The organism is Providencia sp. wls1943, from assembly GCF_009706275.1.
Taxonomy (GTDB): domain Bacteria; phylum Pseudomonadota; class Gammaproteobacteria; order Enterobacterales; family Enterobacteriaceae; genus Providencia; species Providencia zhijiangensis.
Genome location: NZ_WLTU01000016.1, coordinates 267243 through 284305 on the forward strand (window position 1 = coordinate 267243; position 17063 = coordinate 284305).

Genomic DNA, 17063 nt, shown 5'->3' on the forward strand with positions numbered 1-17063 from the left:
CTATAACAAAATGTCATAGAGGTCACGATGGACATTCGAGGATTACGCTATTTTGTCGAAGTAGTACAACAAAATAACTTTAGCCGAGCAGCGGATAAATTATACGTCACCCAGCCAGCAATCAGCCGCAGCATTCAAAAATTAGAACAAGAGCTTGAAGTAACCCTACTGCTCCGCGAAACCGACGGCGTGAAACTTACCGATGATGGTGAGATTTTATTCCGCCATGCTCAGCAAATTTTGGCGCAATTCGACAGTCTTAATAACGCATTAAAAGATAAATCAGGCCCACTCATAGGGGTCTTAAAGGTCGGTTTACCCCCTGTCATCGCTTCAACCTATTTTGCCGATATCATCATGGCATTTAGTCAGAAATATCCACAAGTCGAATTGCAGATCATTGAATTAAGTTCAAACCATATGATGAATGCCATGCTCAAAGGAGATGTAGAAACGGCAGCGGTAATGTCTCCATTTGACGAACAACGATTTAATTTATATCGATTTGCTACTGACCGATTGATGCTACTCGTGAATGAAAAACACCCATTAGCCATTCAAAATAGCGTTAAGTTTGCAGAACTTCTGAATGAGCCATTTATCTTTTTTCAAGATAGCTTTCGAATTAATGAGCTAGTTGTTAGTGCGTGCGGGATCTATGGCAAAAAACCAATTATTGCAGGACGCAGTGGGCATTTAGATCTTGTGATGGCGATGGTGCGCGCAGGAGTTGGTATCACCTTACTCCCTGAAAGTATGTGGAAAAAGAATCATATTGAGGGGCTTTCCATTATTCCAGTGACGGAGCCTGTTCTAGCTTATGAGCTGGCTCTAGCAACGTTGAAAGAATCCCATCCAAGTCGTCGGGCTACGGCATGGATCAAGTTAGCGCTGAAAATGTTGAATATACCTTCATCATTATGAACAATTATAATGAGTTACAACTGAATAGCCATCGACTTGATAGACACTTTTAAGTTAGACAAGCTTGTTTTAGGAAGATATGTTGAGAATAACGCAACATGCAGAAATTGAAAAAGAAATGCGAAATTTTATCGGTGCCAGTTAAATAACCGACACCAGAGAAATTAACGCCAGCGTTCTGCTGCCCAGGCGGCCTGCTGTTGTGCGTCGTGGAAAGTCCAGGCCACGAAGCGACTGATTTTTTGCCCCTGCGCCATTTCAATGGTACGGACTTCGGCCGCACCCACCAGCTTCAATGCATGATAAATCGAAGGCAGTGTCGTGCTTTTAGAAATCAACGAGGTAAACCACAGGCAGTTTTGCGCTAGACTAACGCTCTCCTCTACCATTTTACGTACAAAGGCTTCTTCACCGCCTTCACACCATAGCTCTTTATTTTTGCCACCAAAGTTCTGTACCGGCGTGTCGGCTACCTCACCTTTACCCAACTTGTGCAGTTTGCGGCGGGTGCTGGCTTGTGCTTCCTGTTCAGAGCTATGGAACGGTGGATTACACAGTGTGGCATCAAATTTCTCCGCCACGCCGATGATGCCGTTCAAAATAGATTCAGGTTGTTTTTGCAAACGCAGACGCACGCCGTTTCTCAGCGTCGGATTCATCTCCACGATCATTTTGGCCGCATTCAGTGATACTGGTTCAACCTCCGAACCGGTAAAACGCCAGCCGTATTCACGCAGACCAATGATCGGATAAATACAGTTGGCACCAACGCCCACATCAAGGATAGCCACGCCTTTACCACGAGGGATCTCACCGCCGTTGCTGGTCGCCAGCAAGTCAGCAAGATGGTGTAAATAGTCGGCACGACCGGGGATCGGTGGGCATAGATAACCGGCGGGAATGTCCCAGTGTTCGATGCCATAAAAATGTTGCAGCAACGCACGGTTGAGCATTTTAACCGCCGTAGGATCCGCAAAATCTACCGAGATGTCGCCCCAGGCGTTCGGTTTGACGAACGGCTCCAGTGCAGGGCAACTGGCGATCAGGGCCGGGAAATCATAGCGCGAGCGATGACGGTTACGCGGGTGCAAGCCGCTTTTCTGCTGCGGGAAGGTTTTCTTTTTTTCCACCGTGACGGGCTCTCTTAAAGGTATTTCTGACGCGTACGATACCATATACCCTAGAGCTTTCAAGTTGCAGCTAACGGCTCGGGATAAAACCGTATTAAGCCTGCATTCAGAGTTTACGCCAGAATACCCTGCTTTTTATATTACTTTTATTCTTTTAGCTCCGTGACCGGGCATCAACCTAATTGGCGTAACTGTTCCCACTCATGTAACTCAACTCATCACGTAATAACATTGCGAGGTAAATTCCCCGTTATTAGCAGTACAAGTTTTCCCTTAACTGGGCTACTATGAGGGTCGCAAACGCCCTTTCAGCTTTCCGCGAATTCACCCTAACAACAAGATAAAATAGCGTTTACGCCGAAAGTCAAAAGCCCATAAATACATCAAATATTCAACAAGTTAAAAACATGACAGAAAATCAAAGTTTCGAATCCCATACGCCGATGATGCAGCAGTACTTAAAACTCAAAGCTCAACATCCCGATATTTTGCTGTTTTATCGTATGGGGGATTTTTACGAACTGTTCTTTGATGATGCTAAAAAAGCCTCTCAGTTACTGGATATTTCTCTCACCAAGCGTGGTCAATCTGCCGGTCAACCTATCCCGATGGCGGGCGTTCCTCACCATGCAGCCGAAAACTATTTAGCCCGATTGGTACAGATGGGAGAATCTGTCGCCATTTGCGAGCAAATTGGAGATCCTGCCACCAGTAAAGGCCCTGTTGAGCGCCAAGTGGTACGTATCGTAACACCGGGTACCATCACCGATGAAGCCTTACTCAATGAACGCCAAGACAACTTACTGGCAGCGGTATGGCAAGAATCTCAAGGCTATGGTTTTGCGACCTTAGATATCACATCCGGTCGCTTTATCATCAGTGAAATTGATGATGAAGAGTCATTAAAAGCCGAGCTTCAGCGTACCCGCCCAGCGGAATTACTTTATCCTGAAGATTTCGCGAGCATGTCATTGATTGAACTGAATAAAGGCTTACGCCGCCGCCCATTATGGGAATATGAATTAGACACGGCAAAACAGCAATTAAACCTGCAATTTGGCACCAAAGATTTAATCGGGTTTGGCGTTGAAAATGCCCACAAAGCCTTACGCGCGGCAGGTTGTTTGCTGCAATATGTAAAAGATACTCAGCGAACTGCATTACCGCACATCCGTAGCATTATCATGGAAAAACAACAAGATAATGTAATTTTAGATGCTGCAACTCGCCGAAATTTAGAGCTAACCCAAAACCTTGCTGGGGGCACCGAAAACACCCTTGCCGCGATTTTGGACAAGTGTGTCACCCCAATGGGAAGCCGTATGCTAAAACGCTGGCTTCATACCCCATTGCGTAACCTCACCGTGTTGAACAACCGCCAGCAAGCCATTGGTGCACTGCAACAATACGGCTTTGAGCTACAACCGTTCCTTCGCCAGATTGGTGATTTAGAACGTGTACTCGCTCGTCTCGCATTACGCTCAGCGCGCCCTCGCGACTTAACGCGTATGCGCCATGCATTCCAGCAATATCATGATATTCACCAAATTCTAGCGCAATCAGATTGCGGCTACCTGGCTGCACTAACGCAACGCATTGGTCAATTCGATGAGCTGCAAAGCTTGCTCGAAAAAGCGATTGTTGATGCTCCTCCAGTTTTAGTTCGTGATGGTGGCGTCATTGCCCCAGGTTACAACAGCGAACTCGATGAATGGCGAGCGCTGGCAGACGGTGCAACAGATTACCTCGATCGCTTAGAAATTCGTGAGCGTGAAAAACTGGGTATCGATACCCTAAAAGTAGGCTATAACGCGGTACATGGTTACTACATTCAAGTGAGTCGTGGACAAAGCCACCTCACGCCAATTCATTATGTTCGTCGCCAAACGCTGAAAAATGCGGAGCGCTACATTATCCCTGAATTGAAAGAGTATGAAGATAAAGTACTGACATCAAAAGGCAAAGCGCTCGCTATCGAAAAAGCCTTGTATGATGAACTGTTCGATATGCTGCTACCACATTTAGCCGCGTTACAAACCAGTGCCGAAGCGCTGGCTGAGTTGGATGTCCTTTCCACTCTCGCAGAGCGTGCAGACACCCTCGGTTATGCCTGTCCTCAATTAACAGACAAGCCCGGTATTCAAATTACTGAAGGTCGTCACCCTGTTGTCGAGCAAGTGCTTAGTGAGCCTTTTATTTCTAACCCGCTGTCTCTTTCTCCACAACGCCGCTTGCTGATCATTACAGGCCCCAATATGGGCGGTAAAAGTACCTATATGCGCCAAACTGCCCTGATCACCTTACTGGCTTATATCGGGAGTTTTGTGCCAGCCAGTAAAGCCGTCATTGGGCCTATTGATCGTATTTTTACGCGCGTCGGTGCATCCGATGATCTCGCTTCAGGACGATCAACCTTCATGGTAGAGATGACTGAAACTGCGAATATTCTGCATAATGCCACTGAACACAGCTTAGTGTTGATGGATGAAATTGGTCGCGGTACATCTACCTATGATGGACTTTCTTTAGCGTGGGCATGTGCTGAAAACTTAGTTAATCGCATCAAAGCGATGACCTTATTTGCAACTCACTATTTTGAATTAACCACCTTACCGGAAAAGCTGGAAGGTGCGGTCAATATTCACCTCGATGCGATTGAACACGGTGATACCATCGCCTTTATGCATAATGTGCAAGATGGCGCAGCAAGCAAGAGTTACGGTTTAGCCGTGGCTTCACTAGCTGGAGTTCCAAAAGAAGTGATCAAACGCGCGAAGCAAAAACTCAAAGAGCTGGAAGTTATCTCCAATAATGCCAATGCGAGTCATGTGGATAGCGCTCAGCTGAGCTTCTTAGGGACTGTGGAAGAAGAACCATCCCCAGTATTAGCCGCTTTAGAGGAAATCGACCCTGACAAACTAACTCCGCGCCAAGCCCTTGATTGGTTATATCGTTTAAAGGAAATGGATAAGTAGCATGGATGAGTACGCTGAATTACTAGCGCCAATTAAACAATTTTTGCAGTGTGAAACGCCCGATGCGTGGATCCACAAAGCCAGTCAGTCAGAGAATTTACCAACGATTTTGAAGGATCATCTGCTGTGTGAATTAAAAGCCGCGCAAAGTGCCATGTTTTTAATTCGCAAATATGCAGTAGATAAAGAAAGTGCGGCGATTTTATTAGAGTGGTTCCAACCCTATGAAGCCTTTGCGTATGATCGCATTGGTGATGTTCACACATTGAAAAATAAGAACCAAATATCAAAACAGATCCTAGCGAAAAAACAGTCTCCATATAGCCAAGATTTGATTGATAAAATGGTGTTGTTAATCAAAGAAGAATTGCACCATTTTTACCAAGTGCTAGAGATTATGCATCAGCGGGACATTGCGTATGATGGGATCACCGCAGGTCGCTACGCGAAAGGGTTATTCAGTCATTTAGACCCTCATGATCCGAAAACTTTGGTAGATAAGCTCATTATTGGGGCTTATATTGAAGCGCGCTCTTGCGAGCGGTTTGCTAAATTGGCGCCACACTTGGATGAGCAACTTGCCAATTTTTATACCTCATTACTGCGTTCAGAGGCGCGCCATTATCAGGATTATCTGCAACTTGCTCAGTTGATTAGTAAAACAGATATCACTGAGCGTGTGCGTTTTTATGGGGAAGTTGAGGCTAAGTTGATTTTAATGCCTGACGAGGACTTTAAGTTCCACAGCGGCGTACCGATTAATTAATTCCACAGCAACTAAAAAGAAAAGCCCCTGTTATCAACGACAACAGGGGCTTCATGTGTTTTAACACGGCAGATTACATATTGAATAACGCTTCCAGCGTTAAATCTTCACCTTGTAAAATATCTTTTAAACGCCTTAAACCTTCTACCTGAATTTGACGAACTCTTTCACGAGTGAGCCCAATTTCGCGCCCAACCTCTTCCAGAGTTTCCGCTTCATATCCCAACAAACCAAAACGGCGCGCTAAAACTTCACGTTGCTTCGGATTGAGTTCATATAACCACTTAACGATATTTTCTTTTAAGTTGTTATCTTGGATAGTGTTTTCAGGTCCTGAATCATTATCATCCGATAATACTTCCAGCAGTGACTTCTCAGAATCGCCTGCGATAGGCGTATCAACCGATGTAATACGCTCATTTAAACGTAGCATTCGGCTGACATCTTCAACAGGTTTATCTAATTGCTCAGCTATCTCTTCAGGACTTGGCTCGTGATCGAGCTTTTGAGCAAGTTCACGGGCGGTACGAAGGTAAATATTGAGTTCTTTGACGATATGAATCGGTAGGCGGATTGTTCGGGTTTGATTCATGATAGCGCGTTCAATCGTTTGACGGATCCACCAAGTCGCATACGTTGAAAAACGGAAGCCTTTTTCGGGATCAAACTTTTCAACTGCACGAATCAACCCGAGATTTCCTTCTTCGATCAAATCGAGTAAGGCAAGACCTCGGTTGTTATAACGGCGAGATATTTTTACCACTAAGCGAAGGTTGCTTTCTATCATGCGCTGACGCGATGCTACATCTCCCCGAAGGGCTCTGCGAGCATAGAAAACTTCTTCCTCTGCGGTGAGGAGTGGAGAGAATCCAATTTCACTGAGATAAATTTGGGTTGCGTCCAAAACGCGTTGACTCACGCTTTGGAGTAATTCCGTTTCTTCATCCAGTTCTGAAACTAGATCCTCTTCTTTGAATTGACTCTCATCAAATGCTTCATCCATCGCATTTTCATCGAGATCATTATACAACTCGTTAACTTTCAGCGAACTTTGGCTCATCAGTGACTCCGACCCAAGATAATGAGGACGGAATGTGTCACTCCGCCCAGTTTATCGCTGCGGTAAATAACGCAACGGGTTTACTGATTTTCCCTTATAACGAATTTCAAAATGCAAACGAACAGAACTTGTTCCGGTGCTACCCATAGTGGCTATTTTTTGACCTTCAGCAACATCCTGTTGGTCACGCACAAGTAACGTATCGTTATGTGCGTAGGCACTTAAGTAGTCATCATTATGTTTTATTATTATGAGATTTCCATATCCGCGCAGTGCATTGCCAGCATATACGACTTTACCAGGAGCAGCTGCAATAACAGATTGACCGCGAGAACCAGCAATATCAACACCTTTGTTTCCACCTTGCGCATCAGAGAAGCCTTCAATCATCTTCCCATCAGCTGGCCAACGCCATTTAATTGACGAATTATTGGTGCTACTTCCTGTTGTTGCTGTTGCAGTCGTAGTGGTTGGGCTCGCTGTTGTCGTTGAAACCGTTGAGGCTGGTTTCTTGTTATTCGGCAACATCTTACCTGAATTCTGCCCGCTACTATTTTCAGGATACCCATTAGTTGGTTGAATATCAACCGGGCGCTGTTGACTATTTGACGCAGTTTGTGTGATCGAGCTCACATTTGTATTACCAATATTTATCACCTGACCTACATTCAGGCTGTATGGTTCAGAAATGTTATTTTTCGATGCTAACTCACGGAAATCATTACCCGTTATATAGGCGATATAGAACAGAGTATCACCGCGCTGAACGGTGTAGGTATTTCCGTTATAACTTCCTTTAGAAATGCGGCCATAGTCTCGGTTATAAACAATACGTCCATCGCTGCTGGTTGAAACAGGTCTAGAGGTATTATTTCCCATCGAACTATTAGACGACAAATTAGGTCTGTCCGAAGGCATCGCCGTGCTCATTCCAGTATTGGACGGAGGATTCGGCACCGTTCTTGGTGCGGATTGTTGGCTAGATGAACCTCCATCATTCACACTCGAAATCGGTGCTGCGGGATGATAAGGCGTTGAGCATCCTGCTAATAAAGCACCGCTAAATGAAAAGATAACCGCCCATCGAATTCTGTTTATTGGGCTAACAATTTTCATATTTCTTCTCCCGTGAAGAAAAATCTGACCTGATACTAAAGGGTTAGAATGCAATTAATGCTTATTGAATATTAGTATCTTAAAATATTTCGCTTATTAAAGCAGAAATATAAAATAATGGACAAGTTAAATGTATCAAAAGTATAACAAATTGAGATTATCACTTAACAGTTTGAGCGAAATAACCCATTAATTCAAAATAACTTAAAGGGTTATTAGCTCAAATCGCCAGCAACAAGAGGGACAAAACGCACTTTTTCAATCACATTAGTGTGATAGTCATTACCGCGACGGGTAATTAATTTCAGAGCCTGATCTTTGTCACCGACAGGGAGCACGAGGCGCCCACCGTCTTTTAACTGCTTAAGTAACAATGACGGAATTTCGCTAGGTGCGGCGGTAACAATGATCCCATCAAAAGGGCCTTTCGATTGCCAGCCTTCCCAGCCATCACCGTGGCGAGTAGAAATATTATGTAAATCTAACAACTTAAAGCGACGTTTTGCCGTCCACTGCAAGCTTTTAACTCTTTCGACTGAATACACATGCTCGCAAAGATGAGCCAAAACCGCCGTTTGATACCCAGATCCCGTGCCAATCTCCAGCACATGATCCGTCGGTTTGACCGCCAATAATGCAGTCATTTTTGCAACAATATACGGCTGTGAAATGGTCTGTCCATGACCAATTGGTAATGGGATATTATCGTAGGCTTTATGAGAGAGCGCTTCGTCAACAAACCGTTCGCGAGGAACTAGCGCGAGCGCGTCTAATAGGCGCTCATCGTGAATTCCCTGTTGGCGCAACTGTGCCAGCAGTTCTTTCATGAGCCCAATTTTCATTTTGCCTTCACTCCTGACTTATCTAGCCACTCTTCTAATACAGCCTGAGTTTTATAAGACGTTAAATCCACTTGTAACGGCGTTATCGAAACATAGCCATTTTGTACCGCTTCAAAATCCGTACCCGGGCCTGCATCACGAATTTCCCCAACCGGCCCTAACCAATACAGCATATTACCGCGAGGATCTTCTAGATTATAAACCTCAGATGCCGCATGACGGCTGCCACAGCGGGTAACTTTAATTCCTTTTAGCTCCTCATAAGGAATATCTGGCACATTGATATTCAAGATATTGCCCGCACGCAATGGATTTTTTTGCAGCATAGTGAGGATATCGCACGTTACCTTGGCCGCCGTTTCATAATGCACATCGCCATCCAATGAAACCGCAATAGACGGTAAACCTAAGTGACGTCCTTCTGTTGCCGCCGCAACGGTACCAGAATAAATCACATCGTCCCCGAGATTTGGGCCACAGTTGATTCCAGACACCACAATATCAGGGCGAGGACGCACAACTTTATTCACCCCGATATACACACAATCCGTTGGAGTGCCTTCTTGTACAGCGAGATCACCATTACTTAATGTTTGGATTTTTAATGGTCTATCCAAGGTTAATGCATTTGAAGCACCACTACGGTTGCGATCGGGTGCAATCACCTGCACATGATAATGTTGGCGCAATGCCGCTGCCAGAGTTTGAATCCCCGGCGCCGATACGCCATCATCGTTACTCAATAATATGTTCAGCATCAATACAATCCTGATTAATAATTTCGCGTACAACACTCGTGGCAAAGCTGCCTGAATTCAGGAAAAAGCACAGCTTTACGGTTGACGAGTCTAGCCACTGCCATTGCAGATTTTGCGGCTTAACCAGTACAGCTCGTCTCGCTGGAGAAACTCGCTCACTTTTCATTAGTGCCATAAATGGCTGATAATCTTGTAAACAGTGAGTCTCGAAAGCTAAGGCATCATTTTGAGTGCCTAAATCGCCATCCCCAGGAAGCGGCGCTGTCACACTTAACTCAGCAGATTGTAAACGCGCTTGCAGAGAGTCTAACTCTTCTGCCGTCGCCACAAACCAACTTCCTCTCCCTGTGAGTTGCAAGGCATCTCCCAACATCGCGTGCTGCGCCGTATTATTCGCAATTCTCGCACTGGCGATATCATTAAACATAGCACTTCGCGCGGCAGAGAGATAAAAACTGCGTTTATTTCGTTCACGTACTGTAATTTCTTGATTTGCCCAGCGGCGAGCTTGAACCAAGTTTTGCCCATCTCGACCAAAACGTTGTTCGCCAAAATAGTTCGGAACACCTAAATCAGCCACTTTTTGTAGGCGTTGTTCTACATCATCGGCGTCCGTAATATCCCGCAATGTCACTTCGAATTGATTCCCTTTTAAGGAACCAATGCGTAATTTACGTTTCTGGCGAGTGACCGCTAACACACGGCACCCTTCAAGCTGCCAAGCCGAAAAATCGGGCGTGTCTTTACCCGGCATTTGCAGACAGAACCACTGCTCCGTCACCGCATGCCTGTCTTTTAGTCCCGCATAACTGACTGCTCTTGCTGAAATTTTAGCAAACTTTGCCAGTTGTTCCGCAACAAATAATGTATTGCAGCCTGTTTTTTCGACGCGAACCATAACGTGTTCGCCTTCACCATCAAGCTCAAAACCCAAATCTTCTTTCACCACGAAATCCTCAGGAATACTTTTTAATGTCCCTGAAGAGAGGGGTTTACCATGCAGGTACTGAACATTCATAACTTTCATTACTATTATCTTTGATAAGTAAAACCACAGCGGCGCAAGCAATCCCTTCTTTTCGCCCCACAAAACCCAATTGTTCTGTGGTGGTTGCTTTCACATTGACGTCGTCCATGTGGCATTCGAGATCTTCGGCGATATTCACGCGCATTTGTGGGATATGCGGCAACATTTTTGGTGCTTGCGCCATGATAGTGACGTCGATATTGCCAATTAAATACCCTTTTTTACGTACTTGGCAAAAGGCTTCTCTGAGTAATACTCGGCTATCCGCGCCTTTATAAGCAGGGTCAGTATCTGGGAATAATTTTCCGATATCCCCAAGTGCTGCAGCACCTAAAATGGCGTCTGTCAGCGCGTGTAAGACCACATCACCATCCGAATGTGCGATAAGACCTTGTTCGTAAGGAATGCGAACGCCACCAATAACGATAGGGCCTTCTCCGCCAAACTTATGCACATCAAAACCGTGTCCGATTCTCATTTTTTTTCCTTATGATTTCATTCTTGAAAGATAAAATTCCGCCAGCGCCAAGTCCTCTGGCCGCGTCACCTTAAGGTTATCAGCTCGTCCCGATACTAATATCGGTTGATAACCGCAATGCTCAAGTGCGGAAGCCTCATCCGTGATTACTGCATTTTCTTTCAATGCTTTATCTAAACAGTCACGTAGTAATACTAATGGGAAAAACTGCGGTGTTAAGGCATGCCAGAGCGCTTCTCGCTCAACAGTATGGGAAATACTTTGCGTTCCCTCCACGCCCCGCTTCATCGTATCTCGAACTGGAGCCGCCAGTATGCCCCCACAACAATCATTCTGAGTAGCTAATTGAATAATAGTATTTAAATCATCTAAATGCAGACATGGACGCGCCGCATCATGCACCAATACCCAAGCATCATCATACTCAGGTTGCGAAACCAGATAGTTTAATCCTGATAATACTGAATCTGCACGCTCTTTCCCCCCGATAACTGTGATGACGCGAGGGTCTTTGGCTATATCGAGGTGATGGAAATAATCATCTTCGGCACTTAATGCAACCACGATTTTTTGTACGTCTCCACTACGCAATAAGGCGTCAATGGTGTGCTCAATAATGGTTTTCCCTGCGACCGACAAATATTGCTTTGGGCAATCCGCATTCATACGACTGCCCACTCCCGCAGCGGGTATCAGCGCAACAATCGGTACTGCGCTGGATATTCTTGGATTTATCATGATTCGAATCTTACATCAGAAATTATCAGGCTCTTGGGTGTGGTCTACCCTACACGATGATTATTGAGATGACGGTGGATTATTACGATCTTTGACCATTCGATAGAATGATTCCCCAGGCTTTAACATGCCTAGCTCGCTACGTGCGCGCTCTTCAATTGCATCCTGACCATCATTCAAGTCATTGATTTCTGCAAATAGCTGCTCATTACGCTGTTTTAAACGCGTATTCACAATTTCCTGCGCAGCAACATCATCCTTGACTTTGACATAGTCATGGATGCCATTTTTGCCTAACCATAAGGAATATTGTAACCAAGCTAATATCGCAATTAATAGTAGCGTTAATTTACCCATCTTGCCCCCTGAAATGATTTGCTAATCATCCCATAACTGAGCGCGTGACGCTACTGCGATGCAAATATTGTCTAAAAAAGTCAGAATTGTTCGCGCTAGAAGAAATTAAATATCATCCAATTCCCTATAAATGTAGAAAAGGATGATATTTAAGTAAAATCAATTTGCTATAGAAATGATATTTCGCTGTTGCAGCAGTTGAATCACCTGCGCTAAAGAATCATGGATAGGGCGCAGACCATCAAGGTGTAATTCTGGATTTTGTGGTGGTTGATAAGGCGAATCAATCCCCGTGAAATGGGTAATTTTTCCTGCTCGTGCTTGCTGATATAACCCTTTGGGATCTCTCTTTTCACAAACCTCAATAGGCGTATCCACATACAGCTCATAGAACTGATCGGGCTCAAATAGTTCGCGAACTCGCTGTCTATCTTCTTGATAGGGCGAAATAAACGCCGTAGCCACAATCAGCCCCGCATCCACCATTAACTTGGCAACCTCGCCAATCCGCCGAATATTTTCCTGTCGATCTGCGTCACTAAACCCGAGGTCACGACATAATCCATGACGAACATTATCCCCATCAAGAAGATAAGTTTTGATCTCTAAGCTCGCCAATTGTGTCTCTATCGCCCCCGCCAAAGTGGACTTTCCGGACCCCGATAACCCCGTAAACCACAGCACCGCGCCTTTGTGACCATTGTGCTGCTCTCGCCATTGCCGAGTCACATTATGGGAATGCCAAACAATATTCTCCGATAGGCCATTTTTCAGTGTATCCATAACGTTACTTCCCACCTAGCACATCACGAGCACCCCAATGAGGGAAGTGGCGGCGGATTAGTTGGTTAAGTTCAATTTCGAATTGGCTAAACTCACCACGGTGCACCGTTTCTTCAGCTTGCGCTTCTCGAACTAGCCCTGCCCCTACCGTTACGTTGGTTAGCCTATCAATTAAAATCATCCCACCGGTATCTCCATTATTTTGGTAATTTTCCAGTAGTAACGGCTCATCGAATGAAAATTCCACCAAACCGATGCCATTCAATGGCAGCTCCGTGGCCACTTTCTGAGTTAAATTATTCACATCCACTTGATATTGAATGTTTTCAGCTTTGCCTCGGCTGCGCTTACCTGCCACTTTAATATCCACTTGTTGCCCTTGCACCAGAGGCTGCTCTGACATCCACACCACATCCACTAAGGCGTGCTGGCTAGCAAGTAACTCTTCGTTTTCAGCGACAATTAAATCGCCACGACTGATATCAATTTCATCGTTCAGTACTATAGTAATCGCCTCACCCGCAATGGCTGAAGTCGGGTTACCGGAAAATGTCACAATCTCTTTGATGGTTGAAACGTTTCCTGAAGGTAGTACTTTCACTCGTTGCCCTACCTGTATAACCCCCGATGATACGGTGCCACTGTAGCCACGAAAATCTAAGTTTGGGCGATTCACATATTGCACTGGGAAGCGTAACGGCTGCTTAGCGACCGTCTGAGTGACTTTCACCGTTTCCAGCAACGACAATAGCGTTTCCCCTTGATACCACGGCAAATTCTCGCTTGGAGAGACGATATTATCCCCATCCAGTGCCGAAATCGGCACAAACCAGACGTTTAAATCGACCGGAAGTTGCTGAGCAAATTGCTGGTAATCTTGCTGTATTTTCTCAAACACGGACTGACTATAATCCACCAGATCCATTTTATTCACCGCGACGATCAAGTGGCGGATCCCCAGCAACGTACTAATAAAACTGTGGCGTCGCGTTTGCTCTTGAATGCCTTTTCGAGCATCGATCAGCAAAATAGATAACGAGCACGTTGATGCGCCTGTCGCCATATTGCGGGTATATTGTTCATGTCCAGGAGTATCCGCGATGATAAACTTGCGTTTTTCCGTCGAAAAATAGCGATATGCCACATCGATGGTGATCCCCTGTTCACGTTCAGCGGCTAATCCATCCACCAGCAAAGCCAGATCTAATTTCTCACCTTGAGTGCCAATTCGCTTACTGTCGCTTTGTAAAACGGATAATTGGTCTTGGTAGATTTGTTGAGTATCATGCAGCAAGCGCCCAATCAAGGTACTTTTCCCATCATCCACGTTACCGCAGGTGAGAAACCGCAATAACCCCTTATGTTGCTGAGCCTGCAAGTAAGCTTCCACGCCACCTTGCTGTTGAATTTGATGCGCCATTGCGTCGTTATACACGAATTCAGCCATGATGTTGCTCTCCTCACCGATTAATTAAAAATAGCCTTGGCGCTTTTTCAGCTCCATAGAGGCCGATTGGTCACTATCAATCAAACGCCCTTGGCGTTCACTGGTGGTGGATAGCAACATCTCTTCGATAATTTCCGGTAGCGTGCTGGCATTCGACGGCACAGCTCCCGTCAATGGCCAGCAGCCTAATGTGCGAAATCGGACTTTTTTCTTGGCAATAACCTCTCCCGCTTTTAGCTCTATGCGCCCATCATCCACCATGATTAAGGTGCCATCTCGTTCAATCACAGGGCGTTCATCTGCAAAATAGAGTGGGACAATGTCGATGTTTTCCAAGTAGATATATTGCCAAATATCCAGTTCAGTCCAATTGGATAGCGGGAAAACGCGGATGCTTTCCCCTTTATTAATTTGTCCGTTGTAATTGTGCCAAAGCTCCGGTCGTTGGTTTTTCGGATCCCAGCGATGCGAGCGGTCACGGAATGAATAAATTCGTTCTTTTGCGCGTGATTTTTCTTCATCACGCCTAGCCCCACCGAACGCAGCATCAAAACCATATTTATCTAACGCCTGCTTTAATCCTTCGGTTTTCATGATGTCGGTATGTTTTGCGCTACCATGAACAAACGGGTTGATGCCGAGACGCTCCCCTTCAGGATTTCGGTGGATCAATAATTCAAAACCGTATTTTTTCGCCGTCTCATCACGGAACTGGTACATTTCACGAAATTTCCATCCAGTATCCACATGCAGCAACGGGAAAGGGATCGTGCCAGGATAGAACGCTTTTCGAGCCAAATGCAGCATCACGGATGAGTCCTTACCAATGGAATAGAGCATCACGGGATTCGCAAATTCCGCCGCCACTTCACGAATAATATGAATACTTTCCGCTTCTAATTGCTGTAAGTGGGTTAATTTTTTTTCGTTCACGATTTACTCCTCGATTAAGCCAATTCCAGCACGGCTGAGCGCCATTGGATGGTTTCGGGTTGCTGACCAAACCACGCCAGCTGTTGATGTAATGCCGCCACTTCACCAATGACGATTAATGCAGGGGCTGGCGCTTGCTGAGCCAATGACTCCAATTCATGCAAAGCCCCCACAATCACTTTTTGATTTTGCCGAGTCCCACAACCAATCACCGCAACGGGGGTATCTCGATGACGCCCATATTGAATAAGCTGCTGGCGAATATTGGCAGCTGTCACAGTGCCCATGTAGATAGCCAGTGTTTGATGACCGCGTGCTAATGCTTGCCAATCCAACTCAGCCCCCTCTTGTCGGCAATGTCCGGTAATAAACGTGATACTCTGCGCGTGTTCTCTGTGGGTTAGCGGGATCCCTGCATAAGCCGCCGCACCAATAGCGGCAGTGATGCCAGGTACGACTTGAAAAGGGATGTTAGCCTCGGCAGCAACTTGCAACTCTTCACCACCACGACCAAAAATAAACGGATCCCCGCCTTTTAAGCGCACCACCTTTTTGCCTTGCTGGGCATAGTTGACGATCAACCGATTGGTTTCCTCTTGGGAAACGCTGTGATTTCCTGCTCGTTTACCTACACAGACTTTGTCTGCATCACGGCGAACAAGGTCAAGGATTTCCGTGCTCACTAAATGGTCATACAGCACCACATCCGCGTTTTGCAGTACTCTCAGCCCTTTGAGTGTTAATAGCCCCGCATCACCCGGCCCCGCCCCCACTAAGGTTAGCTCCCCTTGGTTATCCGGCGTTGCTAACTGTTGCTCAAGCTGCTTCTCGGCATCATCCAGTTGTCCTCTTTCCACTAAAGAGGCAAAGCGCCCGCTAAAACTCAATTCCCAAAAACGTTTACGCTCACTGAGCTTAGTCAAATTTTGCTTAACGCGCTCACGCCAACGCCCTGCAATTTCCGCCATTTTGCCCAGCGATGTCGGCAGCAAGGTTTCCAGTTTTTCTCGTAATAATTTGGCTAAGACAGGTGCGGTTCCACCCGATGAAATCGCCACCATAATGGGAGAACGGTCGATAATCGAAGGCACAATAAAGGAACATAGGGGCTGGTCATCCACCACATTGACAAAAATATGGCGCTGTTGCGCATCATGAAAAACTTTCTCATTGAGCGCTTGGTCATCCGTAGCAGCAATCACCAAGTAAGCATCATCAAGGTGATAAGCTTGATAAGGCTGCTGCACCCAGTGCAATTGTTTTTGTTGATAAGCTAACTGTAAGCTTTCGCAAAGTTCAGGGGAAATCACCACCAGCGAGGCATGGGCTTTCAATAATAATTCGGCTTTACGTGCCGCGACCACACCGCCGCCAATCAAGACAACTTGTCTTTCTCGCACACTCACAAATAAGGGTAAGTAATCCATATATCGCTTCCATCCAACATTTTAATTATAAGAGCAATGAAATTGACTATATGGCCTGAATTGGTCACTTTGAAATGACAAAAAAGCATGAATAGGAACAGAAAGGCATAAGCTAAATAAAGTGAGGAAAACCCAGTAAATTAAGCCTATCTCCCGCGATTTTGTATAAATAAACAATAAAGGGACACCCTTAATTTAGATAAAGGTATCCCTTTGTTATTACACAAATAAATTAACTTTCTACTTATTAGTAATGCAAGTAATTAATTATTTAAATGAAGTCTTTAGTTTTCTTAAAAAGC

The 17063-nt window shown here is 45.4% G+C and carries 16 protein-coding genes; 3 read left to right on the forward strand and 13 right to left on the reverse strand.

The annotated features are described in order from the left end of the window. Nucleotides 1-27 precede the first annotated feature (27 nt). A complete protein-coding gene (locus tag GKR48_RS07370) occupies nt 28-924 on the forward strand; it encodes a LysR family transcriptional regulator (protein ID WP_154627607.1) in 897 nt (298 codons plus the stop codon). A gap of 164 nt (nt 925-1088) precedes the next feature. On the opposite strand, the gene rlmF is transcribed toward GKR48_RS07370, so the two are convergent. Continuing rightward, a complete protein-coding gene (gene rlmF / locus GKR48_RS07375) occupies nt 1089-2054 on the reverse strand; it encodes a 23S rRNA (adenine(1618)-N(6))-methyltransferase RlmF (RefSeq protein WP_272521363.1) in 966 nt (321 codons plus the stop codon). A 407-nt stretch (nt 2055-2461) separates the two neighbouring features. On the opposite strand from rlmF, the gene mutS reads away from it, so the two are divergent. Together mutS and miaE are read left to right on the forward strand one after the other, a co-directional pair. Further along, a complete protein-coding gene (gene mutS / locus GKR48_RS07380; protein ID WP_154627609.1) occupies nt 2462-5029 on the forward strand; it encodes a DNA mismatch repair protein MutS in 2568 nt (855 codons plus the stop codon). 1 nt (nt 5030) lies between these two features. Then, on the forward strand, nt 5031-5795 hold the full coding sequence (gene miaE, locus GKR48_RS07385; protein ID WP_154627610.1) for a tRNA isopentenyl-2-thiomethyl-A-37 hydroxylase MiaE: 765 nt from the start codon (nt 5031-5033) through the stop codon (nt 5793-5795). Nucleotides 5796-5868: 73 nt separating this feature from the next. On the opposite strand, the gene rpoS is transcribed toward miaE, so the two are convergent. From rpoS to cysG, 12 genes are all read right to left on the reverse strand, one after another. Continuing rightward, nucleotides 5869-6855 (reverse strand): RNA polymerase sigma factor RpoS, encoded by a 987-nt coding sequence (gene rpoS / locus GKR48_RS07390; RefSeq protein WP_154627611.1) that lies wholly within the window; start codon nt 6853-6855, stop codon nt 5869-5871. A 51-nt stretch (nt 6856-6906) separates the two neighbouring features. Beyond that, the gene (nlpD, locus tag GKR48_RS07395) at nt 6907-7971 is read right to left on the reverse strand and encodes a murein hydrolase activator NlpD (RefSeq protein ID WP_154627612.1); all 1065 of its coding nucleotides are present in this window, start codon (nt 7969-7971) and stop codon (nt 6907-6909) included. A gap of 215 nt (nt 7972-8186) precedes the next feature. Next, nucleotides 8187-8813 carry a protein-L-isoaspartate(D-aspartate) O-methyltransferase gene (locus GKR48_RS07400; RefSeq protein WP_006659377.1) on the reverse strand — a complete coding sequence of 209 codons (627 nt, stop codon included), beginning with the start codon at nt 8811-8813 and terminating at the stop codon, nt 8187-8189. Next, complete coding sequence (gene surE, locus GKR48_RS07405; protein WP_154602366.1) at nt 8810-9571, reverse strand: 5'/3'-nucleotidase SurE; 762 nt, start codon at nt 9569-9571, stop codon at nt 8810-8812. The genes GKR48_RS07400 and surE overlap by 4 nt, the downstream gene beginning before the upstream one ends. After that, the gene (gene truD, locus GKR48_RS07410) at nt 9549-10598 is read right to left on the reverse strand and encodes a tRNA pseudouridine(13) synthase TruD (protein ID WP_154627613.1); all 1050 of its coding nucleotides are present in this window, start codon (nt 10596-10598) and stop codon (nt 9549-9551) included. Before truD ends, surE begins: the two co-directional genes overlap by 23 nt. Beyond that, entirely contained in the window at nt 10564-11076 is a 513-nt protein-coding gene (gene ispF / locus GKR48_RS07415; protein ID WP_108478380.1) for a 2-C-methyl-D-erythritol 2,4-cyclodiphosphate synthase, read from the reverse strand. The genes truD and ispF overlap by 35 nt, the downstream gene beginning before the upstream one ends. Before the next feature lie 9 nt (nt 11077-11085). Then, on the reverse strand, nt 11086-11814 hold the full coding sequence (gene ispD / locus GKR48_RS07420) for a 2-C-methyl-D-erythritol 4-phosphate cytidylyltransferase (protein ID WP_154627614.1): 729 nt from the start codon (nt 11812-11814) through the stop codon (nt 11086-11088). Nucleotides 11815-11874: 60 nt separating this feature from the next. Further along, a complete protein-coding gene (ftsB, locus tag GKR48_RS07425; protein WP_154627615.1) occupies nt 11875-12171 on the reverse strand; it encodes a cell division protein FtsB in 297 nt (98 codons plus the stop codon). Nucleotides 12172-12330: 159 nt separating this feature from the next. After that, the gene (cysC, locus tag GKR48_RS07430) at nt 12331-12954 is read right to left on the reverse strand and encodes an adenylyl-sulfate kinase (protein ID WP_154627616.1); all 624 of its coding nucleotides are present in this window, start codon (nt 12952-12954) and stop codon (nt 12331-12333) included. A 4-nt stretch (nt 12955-12958) separates the two neighbouring features. Beyond that, a complete protein-coding gene (cysN, locus tag GKR48_RS07435; RefSeq protein WP_154627617.1) occupies nt 12959-14401 on the reverse strand; it encodes a sulfate adenylyltransferase subunit CysN in 1443 nt (480 codons plus the stop codon). 24 nt (nt 14402-14425) lie between these two features. Continuing rightward, nucleotides 14426-15334 carry a sulfate adenylyltransferase subunit CysD gene (gene cysD, locus GKR48_RS07440; protein ID WP_036955774.1) on the reverse strand — a complete coding sequence of 303 codons (909 nt, stop codon included), beginning with the start codon at nt 15332-15334 and terminating at the stop codon, nt 14426-14428. Between the two features lie 14 nt (nt 15335-15348). Then, on the reverse strand, nt 15349-16761 hold the full coding sequence (cysG, locus tag GKR48_RS07445; RefSeq protein WP_154627618.1) for a siroheme synthase CysG: 1413 nt from the start codon (nt 16759-16761) through the stop codon (nt 15349-15351). Between the last annotated feature and the right edge of the window lie 302 nt (nt 16762-17063).